Raw genomic sequence first — 12,991 nt, 5'->3', positions numbered from 1 at the left:
CTTCAAAAAATCGGTGCATCAGCCCGGCAGTTGCGCCAGGCCAAAGGGTTGGGGGGTGCTGGTTTTGGGGGCCTCTGCCCGCGCGGCCAAACGGCTGGCGCGCAGCATGGGGCCCAGGGCCACCAGCACAACAAACAACAAATACATTTCCAGGTGGTAAACGAAGCTGTAGGCGGTGATGGGGGTGACCAGCACCTCGCCCAAAGCGCCCGACATGGCCAGCACCGACACGCCGTCGCGCAAAGCCCCGCCCAGCGCCATCGCCGCCCCCGCGCTGGTGGCTTGCACCGCGCCCCAAGTGCCGATGACCAGACCGCCCAAGTGGCCCAGCGGACTGCCGTCTGCCGCCATGCCCATGGCCGTGACCAGCATGCCCACCGAAAACAAACCGCCGCTGAAACCGATCAGGCCCACGCCGATGCGGAACATCCAGGCCGCTTCTAGCGGCCCCGAAAAAATCACCATCGCAAAAGCGGGCAAGCCCAGCAGCACACCCAGACTGGCCAGGCGGCAGGCGTGCATGCCGCCGGACAACCAGCGGGCTGACACGAGGAAAGCCAGCAAAGCGCCACCTGCACTCAAGACCGTGAGGGCGCTGGTGGCGCCCACGTCGAGTTTCAAAATCTCGGCCGCGTAAGGCTCCAGCACGATGTCCTGCATGTTGAAGGCGAAGGTACCGATGCCCAGGGTCCACAAGAAGCGACGCATCTGCGGCTGGGCCATGAGGTCACGCCAGCTGCTGGCAAAACCACCGGCTTCGCGGCGGCCGCGCTTGGCACTTCGTGCCTCTTGTTTCCACAGCGAGGCCAGGTTCATCACCGCCACCATGACCGCGCAGCCTTGCACCAGCTGGATGAGTTTTTGCGGACTGAAGTCGCTCAGCACCAGGCCAAACACCGCGCTGCTGGCGATCATGCCCACCAGCAGCATGCTGTAGAGCAGGGCCACGACGCGGGGGCGTTTGTCGTCGCTGGCCAGGTCGTGCGCCAGCGCCATGCCCGCGGTTTGTGTGACCTGGATGCCCGCGCCCACCAGCACAAAGGCCAGGCATGCGCCCAGCTGACCCACCCACAAATTGGCGGCTTCGGGCTCGGACAAAAGCAACAAGGCAAACGGCATGATGGACAGGCCGCCAAACAGCAGCAAGGTGCCGGTCCACATATAGGGGATGCGGCGCAGGCCCAGCGCCGAAGGGTGGGTGTCGCTGCGGTAGCCGATCAGGGTGCGCAGTGGCGCGAACACCATAGGGATGGCGACCGCCAAGGCGACCCACCACGCGGGCACCTGCAGCTCCACGATCATGACCCGGTTGAGCGTGCCCACCAAGAGTGCCGTCACCATGCCGATCACCACCTGGAACAGCGACAGGCGCAGCAGGCGCGCCATCGGCAGTTCGGGCGAGGCCGCGTCGGCAAACGGCATGAAGCGTGTGCCGTAGGCCGTCAACCAGCGGGGGACCGGGATGCGCAGTTTCATGAGCGGGTCCACTCCCAGGCTTGCGAGGTGTAAAAACCGCTGGCCACGCGCTGCATGCGTGCGCCTTGCCAGCCCTGCAATTCGGGGTGGTTTTGCATGCGCTGCAGTAAGTCGGCGTGCGCCACGGGCGACAAAGACGGTGAGCGGTCGCTGCGCGGAAACAGACGACCCGCGCTGTGCATCAGGGCCAAGAGCGGTGTGCGCGGCGCAAAGGTGAAGGCCATGGAGCCACGGGTGCGCTGGGCCAAACCGGCCAGCGCTTCGGCGATCTGGTCGCTGTCGTAGTGGATGAGCGAGTCCATGCACACCACATGGTCAAAGTGACCCAAGTCGGGGCTGAGCATGTCGCCCGACAAAAATTCCACCGAGCCGGGCAGGGTAGGGTGCTCGGCTGCCATGCGCTCGGCGGCGAGCTTGACCAGCGTGGGCGACAGGTCAATCGCCATCACATCCGCACCGCGCAGGGCTGCTTGCAAGGCCAGCGCACCGGTGCCGCAACCGGCGTCGAGCACGCGCAGGCCGCGCAGGTCTTGCGGCAGCCACGACAGCAGGGTCTCGCGCATGGTGTCGCGCCCGGCGCGCACGGTGGCGCGGATGCGACCCACCGGCTCGTTCGAGGTCAGGCGCGCCCAGGCATCGGCCGCGGTGCGGTCAAAGTAGTGCTCGATCTGGCTGCGGCGTTGTTCGTAGGCGGTGGTGTTCATGGTGTGCTTTCGGTGCGTGTTTTGACGTGTGGATCAGTCAAAACCCAGCAGGTCAAAAATGTCGCGGTCTTTCATCGGGATGGACGGCAGCGGGTCGGCCCCCAGCCACAGGGCCGCAGCCAAGCGCATGTACTCGTCTTGCACGGCTTTGACGGCGGGTGTGGGCTCCAGCTCGAACAGGGTGCACTTTTGCAAACGGCTCTTGCGGATCTCGTCGAGCATGGGGAAGTGCGCCATGGTTTTGAGACCGGTGACCGCGTTGTATTTGTCGATCTGGTCGGTCGCGTCGCTGCGGTTGGCGATCACGCCGCCCAAACGCACGTTGTAGTTTTTGGCCTTGGCACCGATCGCTTGCACGATGCGGTTCATCGCGAAGATGGAGTCGAAGTCGTTGGCGGTGACGATGAGGGCGCGGTCGGCGTGTTGCAGCGGGGCGGCAAAACCGCCGCACACCACGTCGCCCAGCACGTCAAAAATCACCACGTCGGTGTCTTCGAGCAGGTGGTGTTCTTTCAGCAGTTTCACGGTCTGGCCGACCACATAACCGCCGCAGCCGGTGCCTGCAGGCGGGCCACCGGCTTCCACGCACATCACGCCGTTGTAGCCTTTGAACACAAAGTCATCGAGGCGCAACTCTTCGGCATGGAAGTCCACCGTTTCGAGCGCGTCGATCACGGTGGGCATGAGTTTTTTGGTCAGGGTGAAGGTGGAGTCGTGTTTGGGGTCGCAGCCGATTTGAAGCACGCGCTTGCCCAACTTGCTGAAGGCCACCGACAAATTGGAAGACGTGGTGCTTTTGCCGATGCCGCCTTTGCCGTAGACCGCAAACACCTTGGCGGTGCCGATCTTGACGGTGGGGTCCATCTGGAACTGCACGCTGCCCTCGCCATCGGCCCCACGGACCCTCTGGAAGCTGTTCACCGGGATGCTGGTGGTTTCGATCATGCTGGGAGTCCTTCGTGTATGCCTTCAAGGCGGTCTTCAAGTTCTTCACCGGCCCGCAGCAGGGCTGTCATGGTCTCGGCGTCGGGTTGCCAGTACTGGCGGCGGGTGGCCTCCAACAGGCGGTTGGCCACTTTGGCCGATGCGGTGGGGTTGAGCTGGGCCATGCGCTCGCGCATGGCGGGGTCCAGCACAAAGGTCTGGGCCAGCTGTTGGTAGACCCAGGGCTGCACTTGGCCCGTGGTGGCCGACCAGCCCATGGTGTTGGTGAGGTGGGCTTCGATCTGGCGCACGCCTTCGTAGCCGTGTTGCAACATGCTTTCGTGCCACTTGGGGTTGAGCATGCGGCTGCGGGTTTCCAAGGCCACTTGCTCGGTCAGGCTGCGCACCACGCCGTCGCCCTGGGTCTGGTCGCCAATGAAAACCGGCGGTGCTTCGGCGGCGTTGCCGTCGCGTTGGTGCTTGGCCTGCAGCACGGCGCGGCTGATGCCGCCCAGGGTGTCGAAGTAGGTGTCGATGCTGGTCACACCCAGCTCCACCGAGTCGAGGTTTTGGTAGGTGAGCGAGACACTGGCCAGCGCGCTTTGCAGCACGGCGGTGTTGCGCACCGGGCGGCCTTCACGGCCGTAGGCAAAGCCTTTGCGCTGGGTGAAGGCGTCGCCCAGCTCGTTTTCGTTTTCCCAGCAGCTGCTGTCGATCAGGTGGTTCACGTTGGCGCCGTATGCGCCCTCGGTGTTGCCGAACACGCGCAGCGAGGCGCTCTCCAGGGTGCTGCCTTCGTGCTCGGCCAAATAGGCCAGGGCATGTTGACGCACAAAGTTTTGCTCAACCGGTTCGTCGGCACTGGCCGCCAAAAACGCGGCTTCGGCCAGCAAGCGGATTTGCATGGGCAGCAGGTCGCGGAAGATGCCCGACAAGGTGATGACCACGTCGATGCGTGGGCGGCCCAACTCGGCCAAAGGAATCAGCTGCGCGCCAGCCAAGCGGCCGTAGCTGTCAAAGCGGGGAGCAGCGCCCATCAAGGCCAGGGCTTGCGCCATGGGGCTGCCTTCGGTCTTGAGGTTGTCGGTGCCCCACAACACCATGGCCACGGTCTCGGGCAAGGCTTGGTGGTCTTGCTGGTATCGGGCCAAGAGTTTGTCGGCCTGGCGCATGCCGTCGCGCACCGCAAAAGCCGAGGGCATGCGGAAGGGGTCGAGGCCGTGCAGGTTGCGCCCGGTGGGCAGCACGTTGGCGTTGCGGATCAGGTCGCCGCCGGGAGCGGGCTGCAAATAGCGGCCGTCGAGGGCGCGCATCAGGCCTTGCATTTCGTGGTCTTCGCCCAGCAGGCGGTTGCTGCGCACCAGCTGGCGCAGCGTCTCGGCCTGGACTTTGTCGCCAGCGGGCAAGTCAGTGCTGAACTGATTGGACAGTTGTGCCTCGCTGGCACCGTCGACCAAAGCTTCCATCAAGCTGGCATTTTGAGCGCCTGTCAGGCCCATGGCGTCGGCCATGACTTTGAGTGTGCCCAAGCGCTGCTCTCGGGTGGGGGCTTGGCCCATGACGTGCAGGCCTTCAGGAATCAGGGCGTATTCGAGTTCGAGCAGCTGGTTTTGCAGCTGCTCGATCCAGGCGGTGGGGTCATTGGTCAGCGTGGCGGGCACGGCCAGGTCGATGCTCTGTGCTTGCTCGCGGATCAGCGTGGTCAGGCTCTCGCGGTCTTGCGCTTGGTCGGGGCCCATTTGCTGCCAGCGCTCAATGGATTGCTGCAGGCTGACCAATTCTTTGTACAGGCCCGAATGCGTGAGCGAGGGGGTGAGGTAGCTCACCAGCGTGGCCGCGCCCCGGCGTTTGGCCAATGCGCCCTCGGACGGGTTGTTGGCGGCATACAGGTACACATTGGGCAGCGCGCCGATCAGGCGGTCGGGCCAGCACTGGGCCGACAGACCGGTTTGTTTGCCGGGCATGAATTCGAGTGCGCCGTGCGTGCCGAAGTGCAGCACCGCGTCGGCGGCGTAGTCGTCCCGCAGGTAGCGGTAAAAGGCGCTGAAGGCGTGGGTAGGGGCGCAGCCGGTTTCGAACAATAGGCGCATCGGGTCGCCTTCGTAGCCGAAGCCCGGTTGCACCGTGACCACCACCTGGCCAAAGTCCGCGCCGAGCACAAAGATCGACTGGCCGTTGGTCAAATGTTTGCCGGGCGCAGGGCCCCACTGCGCTTCGATCTCGTTCAACCAGCGCTCATGTTGCACATGGTGGCCGGTGTCGATGGCGTGCAAAACATTGGCCTGCGTGCCGTACTGGCTGGCGTTGCCTTGCAGTAATCGGTTGCGCAGGTCGTCGACGCTGTCGGGCAAGGTGACTTGGTAGCCCTCGAGTGACAAGCGCTGCAAGGTGTTGAACAGCGACTGGAACACCGACAGGTAAGCGGCCGTGCCCACGCTGCCTGCGTTGGGCGGGAAGTTGAACAGCACGATGGCCAGCTTGCGCTCGGCGCGCGGCTTGTCGCGCAGGCGCACCAGGCGTTCGATGCGCGCCGTCAACATCTCGGTGCGCTCGCTGCAGGTGAACATGTCCTGGCTGCGCGGGCCGCTCGGGAAGGTGCAGCGATTGTCGCAGCCGTGGCAGGTTTGCCCGGCGGGGCCGGGGCGACCACCGTAGACCATGGGCAAGATCGAGCCGTCGAGTTCGGGGATGGCCACCATGATGGTGTTTTCCACCGGCAGCAGGCCACGGGTGGAGTCGCCCCATTGTTCGATCGACTGGAATTCGAGCGGGTGTGCGGCGATGTAGGGCACATCGAGTTCGCTGAGCGCCACTTCGGCGGCGCTGGCGTCGTTGTAGGCCGGGCCACCGACCAAGGAGAAACCGGTGAGTGACACCAAGGATTGGATCTTCGCGCCCGTGCCTTGCTTGAAGAAACGGTCCATGGCCGGGCGGGCGTCCAGCCCGCTGGCAAAGGCGGGGATGACACGCAGGCCGCGCGCTTGCAGTGAATGGATGACCGCGTCGTAATGCGCGGTGTTGCCCGCCAGCAAATACGAGCGCAGCAGCAGCAGGCCCACCGCGGGCTGGTCTTGGCGACCGTGGCCAGGCAGGTCGCTCAGCTGTTCGCTGATGCGGTGTTTCATCTGCGGGTGGTACAGGCCCACTTCGGGGTATTCGATCGGGTCTTCGGGTTGGGCCAGGGCGCGAAGGGGCTCGCGTGGGCCTTGGGCGTAGCGGTGCACCAAGGTTTTGACCAGGTGCTCGATGTTGTGTTCCGACCCAGCCAGCCAGTAGCGCATGGTCAAGAAGAACAGGCGCAGGTCTTGCGCGGTGCCGGGAATGAAGCGCAGCAGCTTGGGCAGGCGGCGCAGCATGGCCATTTGTTTGGCCCCGGCGCTCGATGGCGCGCCAGTTTCCGAACCTGTGTCTTTGTTCTTGGCGCTGGGGCGCAGCTTTTTGAGCAAGGCCATCAGGCCACTCGATTCGCGGCCCATGACCAGCTTGCCCATGCGGGTGAGCTGCGTGACTTGCGGGGCCGACATGATGCAGACCATGGCGTCGCAGTGTTCGCGGCGCGCCTGCAGTGCGTCGAGCACCGGCAGGAAATGGTCTTCCATGAAGAGCATGGTGACGATGACCAGATCGGCTTGCGCCACAGCGGCCAGGCACGCGGCCAGGGCTTTGTCGCTGTCGCGCCAGGCCGAGGCGCTGTGGGTTTGCAGGTGCAGGCCGGGCAGGTCGCGGGCCAGGCGCTCGGCGGCGCTCTCGGCGGCGCTGGCCAGGTGGCTGTCCATGGTCAGCAGCACCACGCTCATGCGCGGTGCGTTGGAGGCGGCCTGTTTACCGGCTGAAGTGGGCTTTGGCATCGTAGAGCGTCTCCACGGTGATGGTCGCCACGCCCAGGTCTTGGGCAAAACGCTCGGTGTTGCGGCGGGCTTTGCCCCGCACAAAGAACGGGATCTTGCCCAGCTCTTTTTCGGCTTCGGGGCTCCAGGTGGCCTGGTTGGAAGCGGCTTGGGCGGGGGCGGCGACGGCTTGGATGCCGTTGGTGGACAGTGATGGTGTGGGGGTAAGGGCTACGGGTGCTGGGGCTGCGGCAGTAGCTTCAGTCCTGACGGGTGCCACGTTCTCGGCCGCAGGCCGCGTGCTGCCCAAATGCGAGGGCGCAGCCCCAGCGTGGAATTCAAAGTCTTCGCGGAACATTCCGATCAGGTGTTCTTCCAGGCCCATCATCAGTGGGTGCACCCAAGTGTCGAACAACACATTCGCGCCTTCAAAACCCATCTGCGGCGCGTAGCGTGCGGGGAAGTCCTGCACATGCACCGGGGCCGAAATCACCGCGCAAGGAATGCCCTGGCGCTTGGCGATGTGGCGCTCCATTTGCGTGCCTAAAATCAGCTCGGGTTGCAGCGCGTTGATCTGGGTTTCGACTTCCAGGTAGTCGTCGGTGATCAAGGCTTCAACGCCGTAGCGTTTGGCACAGTCGCGCACTTCGCGGGCAAATTCGCGGCTGTAAGTGCCCAGGCCCACCACTTCAAAACCCATCTCCTGGCTGGCGATACGGGCGGCGGCCACCACGTGCGTGGCGTCGCCAAAAATGTAAACGCGCTTGCCGGTGAGGTAGGTCGAGTCGACCGACTTGGCGTACCAGTGGGCGTGTGCGTTGCTCGGGTCTTGTGCGGGCTGGGGCAGGCCAGTGAGCGTGCAGACTTCGGCGATGAAGTCGCGCGTGGCGTGGCTGCCCAGGGGCACGGTCTTGGTGTAAGGCTGGTCGAACTGGCGCTGCAACCACTGCGCGGCGGCCAGGCCAATTTCGGGGTAGAGCAGCACGTTGAAGTCGGCCTCGGCCAGCTTGTGGATGTCGGCCACGCTGGCGCTGAGCGGCGCGACCACGGCCACGTCCACACCAAGTTGGTTGAGCAGTTGGGTGATTTCCTTGACGTCGTCGCGGTGGCGAAAGCCCAGGGCGCTGGGGCCCAAGATGTTGCAAGTGGGCCGTGCTTTGGCGGGTTTGTCGGCGGCGGGTTTGTACACCAAGTGGCGGCACAGTTGGTAAAAGGTCTCGCTTGCGCCCCAGTTTTCCTTGCGCTGGTACGAAGGCAACTCCAGCGCCACCACGGGGATGGTCAGTTGCAGTGCTTGGGCCAAACCGCCCGGGTCGTCTTGAATCAACTCCGCCGTGCAGGACGAGCCCACCAGCATGGCAGCAGGCTTGAAGCGCGCCATGGCTTGGCGTGCGGCGTCCTTGAACAGCTCGGCGGTGTCGCCACCCAGATCGCGCGCCTGGAAGGTGGTGTAGGTGACGGGGGGGCGGCGCGGCATGCGCTCGATCATGGTGAACAGCAGGTCTGCGTAGGTGTCGCCTTGGGGGGCGTGCAGCACGTAGTGCACATCCGTCATGGCGGTGGCCACGCGCATCGCGCCCACATGGGGCGGGCCTTCGTAAGTCCAGAGCGTCAGTTGCATGGGGTGTTCCTGCGCTTTCAGGCGGCCAGCTTCAGGCGGCGCTTGAGCGGGCGGCTGAACAGACCGGCCAAATCGGCAGCTTGTTCGTAGCCCTGGATGGGGGTGAAGACCAACTCGATGGCCCACTTGGTGGTGATGCCTTGAGCCTCCAAAGGGTTGGCCAAACCGAGGCCGCAGACCACCAGATCGGGGGCATCGGCGATGCAGCGGTCGAGCTGCAGGTCCACGTCCTGGCCTTCACTGATGCGGGTGCCTGTGGGGATGAGCGCCAGTTCGGCGGCCATGTGCTGGCGGTGTAAATAGGGCGTGCCCACTTCCACCAAATCCATGCCCAGTTCGCGGTGGACAAAGCGCGCCAGCGGGATTTCGAGCTGCGAGTCGGGGAAGAAAAAGATGCGTTGGCCTTGCAGCATCTGGCGTTGCAAGGCCAGGGCTTTTTCGGCGCGCTGGCGCGGGGCGGCGGTGGCTTGTTCAAACACCTCATGGGCAACGCCAAACGCGGTGGCGGCCGCTTGCAGCCAGGCGGTGGTGCCTTCGACGCCGAGTGGAAAGGGCGCGGCCAAATGCTGCGCACCGCGCGACTGCAGGGCGCGGGCGGTGTCGGCCAAGAAGGGTTGGGCCAACAAGTAGCGGGTGTTCGGGCCGACCACCGGCATGGCCTGGCTGTTGCGCGGTGGAAAGAAACTGACCTGCAAATCCATGCGATCGAACAGGCTGCGCATCTGGTCTTCGACCACATCGGCCAGGGTGCCGACCACCATCAGGGCGGGGGCTGTGTCAGCGCTAGTCGGCAAACCAGGAACCATGGCCGCCAGGCAAGCGTCTTCGCCTTGGGTGAAGGTGGTTTCGATACCGCTGCCCGAGTAGTTGAGCACGCGCACCTTGGGGTGGTGGATCTGGTTTTGGCGCTCGGCGGCGCGCGATAAATCCAGCTTGATGACTTCAGATGGGCAAGAGCCCACCAAAAACAACAATCGGATGTCGGGGCGGCGCGCCAGCAACTGGCCGACCACACGGTCGAGTTCTTCGTGGACATCAGCCAGGCCCGCCAAATCGCGCTCGTCGATGATGGCGGTGCCAAAGCGGGGCTCGGCAAAAATCATCACGCCCGCGGCCGACTGGATCAGGTGGGCGCAGGTGCGTGAGCCCACCACCAGAAAGAACGCGTCCTGGATCTTTCGGTGCAGCCAGATGATACCGGTCAGGCCACAAAACACTTCGCGTTGGCCGCGTTCGACCAGGGGCACCACGTCGGTGCAGCCAGAAGTCTCAGCGCGAATGGGGATGACGGTGCTCATGTGCTGGCCTGTGCACCCGTGTCGGGCATGGAAGTGGAAGATGAAGGGGTTTGTTTTTGCAGCCGCGCCATGCGCAGCTTGCGGATGTATTGCGCGGCGTTGATGGCGTAGCTGCCGTACGCGGCCAAGGCCAGCCACAGCAAATCGTTGGCGCTCCAGGCGCCTTGCCACCAAGCCCAGACATAGGCGGTGTGCAGGGCCATGACCCCCATGCTGACCACGTCTTCCCAATAGAAGGCCGGAGCGAACAGGTACTGGCCGAAGACGACTTTTTCCCAGATGGCGCCCGTGACCATGATGGCGTAGAGCACCACAGTCTTGAGCACCACCGAGGCCAAGGCCCAGTGGGTGTGCTCACCGGTGTGCAAGCTGTTGATCACCAAATACACACTGATGCCGAAGATCAGGAACTGCACCGGGGCCAGTACGCCTTGCACCAGCGTCCAGGCGGTCGCGTCACGCCGGGCGCGCTGCGCTGGCGTGTACAAAACCTGGGAGGACGAAGCGGGCATGGAAGACCTGGTTGGGTGGGGGCTTGGGATGAATGTAAGTCTGGACATACAGTGTGTCAACATAAATTGACAATATTTGCGAATACAAGGGTTTACACTGAATACAAGAATTCCCAACCCACTCACACTCAAGCTTGTGTTTTGTAGGGGCATTCCGATGCCCTGCTCAATGCAACTCTTGCGACGAGCACTCCGATCCCCAGGAGCCTGCCGCTGGTGTATCCCTCTGATGATCGGTGCTTGTCATGGCTCAATTCAATCTCGAAAACTCGCAGTCCCCGCCCTCCGGCCCCGGACTGACGCACCACTGGCCCGAAGCCTTGCGGCAGGGCGCGCCTGTGGGCCCTCGCCTGGTAGGGGGCACCACTTTTGCCGGCAAGTCGGCGCTCGACATGGCGCAAATCCAGATCCTGGCGCAAGCTTGTCTGCAGGGCCTGGATGCGGCGCGCCAGGTGGTGTTCGGCTGGCAGCGCCAGGGGCAGTCGCTGGAAGACATTTACCTGCAAGGCATCACGCCCTGCGCCCGCTTGCTGGGCGAGTGGTGGAGCGCCGACCGGCTCGATTTCGCCATGACCACCATCGCGTCGGCCCACTTGCAGCAGCTGCTGCACGACTTCAGCAGCGAGTTCCTGCAGGAAGCGCCGCGTCAGCGCAATGGCCTGAGCCTGCTTTTGCTGACCGAGCCTGGGGCCCAGCACAGCATGGGCTTGTTCATGCTCAGCGAATTTTTCAAGCGCGCCGGCTGGACGGTGACCGTGGGCGTGCCCCAAGATGTGGCGGAATTCAAGCGCTTGTTTCAGTCGGACTGGTTTGATGCGGCAGGCATCTCGGTGAGCACCGACCGGCATCTGGAGACTCTGAGGACGCTTTTGCCGCAGTTGCGTGACAACTCGGACAACCTGAGCTTGCGGGTGTTTGTCGGTGGACCAATGGCATTTGTGGCCCCTGAGCGCCTGCAAGGCCTGGCTGCCCAGGTGCTCGCAGAAGACGCGCCCACCACAGTGACGCGCATCACGCAAGCTATGTCGGACGCGGCTGTGAGCGTGAGCTGACGGGCCCTGTGTGTGCGTTTAAATACATTGAAACCGCAAGGCCAAGCGTTTTTCTGCTTATATCAGCCTATACTTGTATGACAAATTCAAGTGTCAACTTCCTGATACTCAAACGCAGTTGGTTTACAGCATGAAGCTTCCCTCATTGGACCCCTCCACTTTGTCCCAGTTGCTGGGTGTGGTGTCCGACGTCACCTTGGTCATGGACCTGCAAGGGGTGGTCGAGGATGTCTCCACTGGGCGCGACACCTTGGCCACACTCGGCTGCCAAGCCTGGGTCGGGCGTCGCTGGATCGACACCGTCACCACCGAAAGTCGCATCAAAATTCAGGAAATGCTCCAGTCCAAGGGCACACCCGACTTCATGCGCTGGCGGCATGTTAACCACCTGTCCCCTTTGGGGAACGAGGTGGCCCTGCAATATGTGCTTTTGCCGCTGGGCGGCAGCAAATTGCTGGCCCTGGGCCGCGACCTGGAAAGCCTGGCCGAGCTGCAGCGCCGCTTGGTCGAAACTCAGCAGTCGATGGAGCGGGACTATTTGCGCCTTCGCCACATCGAGGCGCGTTACCGCGTGCTGTTTGACACGTCCTCCGAAGCGGTGCTGATGGTGGACGCCAGCACCCAGCGCGTGCTGGAGGCCAATGTGGGCGCGCAGTCCCTGCTCAAGGATGCGGGCAAACGCCTTGTGGGTCGCGACGTGCGTGAATGTTTTGAGGCCGACAGCCAAGGCGAAGTGCAGTCTTTGCTGCGCATGGCCTTGGCCACGGGTCGTATCGAGATGTGCTCGGCCCGAGTGGCGGGGCTGCCCTCCGCCTGGACGGTGTCGGCCACGGTGTTTCGCCAGGAGGGCGGGGCGCAGTTTCTGGTGCGCCTGGTCACTCGCGACGCTGTTGCGGCCCCCTTGCATGAGGCTGGGTCGTCGGCTGCACTCAGCGAGGCCATGGAACGCTTTCCGGACGGCTGGCTGCTGACCGACACCTCGGGCACAATCAAAAGCGTCAACGAAGAGGGCATGGCCTTGCTGGGCCTGACCGCCTCCTCGCAAGTGGTGGGCCAGAACCTGGAGCGCTGGCTGCAGCGTGGCGCGGTGGACTGGGGCGTGCTCAACACCAGCTTGCGCCAGCAGTTGCCGGTGCGCAATTTCGCGACCGAGGTGCGCACTTTGTCGGGCATGACCTTGCCGGTCGAGGTGTCGGCGGTGTGCCTGAGCCGGCCCGAGCCGATGTACGCCTTTTTCGTGCGCGACATGGACCGCCGCCTGCAAGGTGGGGCGTCTGTGGCGCAAAGCCACATCAACCCATTTGCCGATTTGTCCCAGCTGGTGGGACGTCGCCCCATCAAGGACATTGTGGGCGAGACGGTGGACACCATCGAGCGCATGTGCATCGAGGCCGCGCTGGAGCTGACGCACAACAACCGCGCCTCGGCGGCGGAAATGCTGGGTTTGTCGCGCCAAAGCCTGTACGTCAAACTGCGCCGATTTGGCATGGTGGCCGAGGCTGAAGCCGACAATCCTTGAATGTTGTCACTTTTAGTTGACGATAAGTGTCAATCTTGATTGACATTTTGGAAACTCT

General features: G+C 63.8%; 9 protein-coding genes. 2 read left to right on the top strand and 7 right to left on the bottom strand.

From position 1 onward, the window contains the following. Window positions 1-18: 18 nt before the first annotated feature. The 7 genes from ACHEXL_RS08830 to bchF are packed head-to-tail and all read right to left on the bottom strand — an operon-like array spanning window position 19 to window position 10,362. Window positions 19-1,476, bottom strand: coding sequence for a BCD family MFS transporter (locus ACHEXL_RS08830; protein ID WP_416558961.1), 1,458 nt, complete (start codon window positions 1,474-1,476; stop codon window positions 19-21). After that, window positions 1,473-2,180, bottom strand: a complete 708-nt coding sequence (bchM, locus tag ACHEXL_RS08825; RefSeq protein WP_416558960.1) for a magnesium protoporphyrin IX methyltransferase — start codon at window positions 2,178-2,180, stop codon at window positions 1,473-1,475. Before bchM ends, ACHEXL_RS08830 begins: the two co-directional genes overlap by 4 nt. Before the next feature lie 33 nt (window positions 2,181-2,213). Next, window positions 2,214-3,125: a ferredoxin:protochlorophyllide reductase (ATP-dependent) iron-sulfur ATP-binding protein gene (gene bchL, locus ACHEXL_RS08820; RefSeq protein WP_416558959.1), complete on the bottom strand. Its 912-nt coding sequence runs from the start codon at window positions 3,123-3,125 to the stop codon at window positions 2,214-2,216. Beyond that, a complete protein-coding gene (locus tag ACHEXL_RS08815; protein WP_416558958.1) occupies window positions 3,122-6,952 on the bottom strand; it encodes a magnesium chelatase subunit H in 3,831 nt (1,276 codons plus the stop codon). Before ACHEXL_RS08815 ends, bchL begins: the two co-directional genes overlap by 4 nt. Next, window positions 6,927-8,552 carry a ferredoxin:protochlorophyllide reductase (ATP-dependent) subunit B gene (gene bchB, locus ACHEXL_RS08810; RefSeq protein ID WP_416558957.1) on the bottom strand — a complete coding sequence of 542 codons (1,626 nt, stop codon included), beginning with the start codon at window positions 8,550-8,552 and terminating at the stop codon, window positions 6,927-6,929. The genes ACHEXL_RS08815 and bchB overlap by 26 nt, the downstream gene beginning before the upstream one ends. A 17-nt stretch (window positions 8,553-8,569) precedes the next feature. Continuing rightward, window positions 8,570-9,850, bottom strand: coding sequence for a ferredoxin:protochlorophyllide reductase (ATP-dependent) subunit N (locus ACHEXL_RS08805; protein WP_416558956.1), 1,281 nt, complete (start codon window positions 9,848-9,850; stop codon window positions 8,570-8,572). Further along, a complete protein-coding gene (gene bchF / locus ACHEXL_RS08800; RefSeq protein ID WP_416558955.1) occupies window positions 9,847-10,362 on the bottom strand; it encodes a 2-vinyl bacteriochlorophyllide hydratase in 516 nt (171 codons plus the stop codon). Before bchF ends, ACHEXL_RS08805 begins: the two co-directional genes overlap by 4 nt. 245 nt (window positions 10,363-10,607) lie before the next feature. On the opposite strand from bchF, the gene ACHEXL_RS08795 reads away from it, so the two are divergent. Beyond that, window positions 10,608-11,414, top strand: a complete 807-nt coding sequence (locus ACHEXL_RS08795; RefSeq protein WP_416558954.1) for a cobalamin B12-binding domain-containing protein — start codon at window positions 10,608-10,610, stop codon at window positions 11,412-11,414. Window positions 11,415-11,544: 130 nt separating this feature from the next. Further along, on the top strand, window positions 11,545-12,933 hold the full coding sequence (gene ppsR, locus ACHEXL_RS08790; RefSeq protein ID WP_416558953.1) for a transcriptional regulator PpsR: 1,389 nt from the start codon (window positions 11,545-11,547) through the stop codon (window positions 12,931-12,933). Window positions 12,934-12,991: the final 58 nt, after the last annotated feature.

This window comes from Limnohabitans sp. YIMB22184 (assembly GCF_048020265.1).
GTDB lineage: Bacteria > Pseudomonadota > Gammaproteobacteria > Burkholderiales > Burkholderiaceae_C > Limnohabitans_A.
The sequence above is the reverse complement of the archived record's forward strand: the minus strand, read 5'-3'. Positions and strand labels throughout refer to the sequence as shown.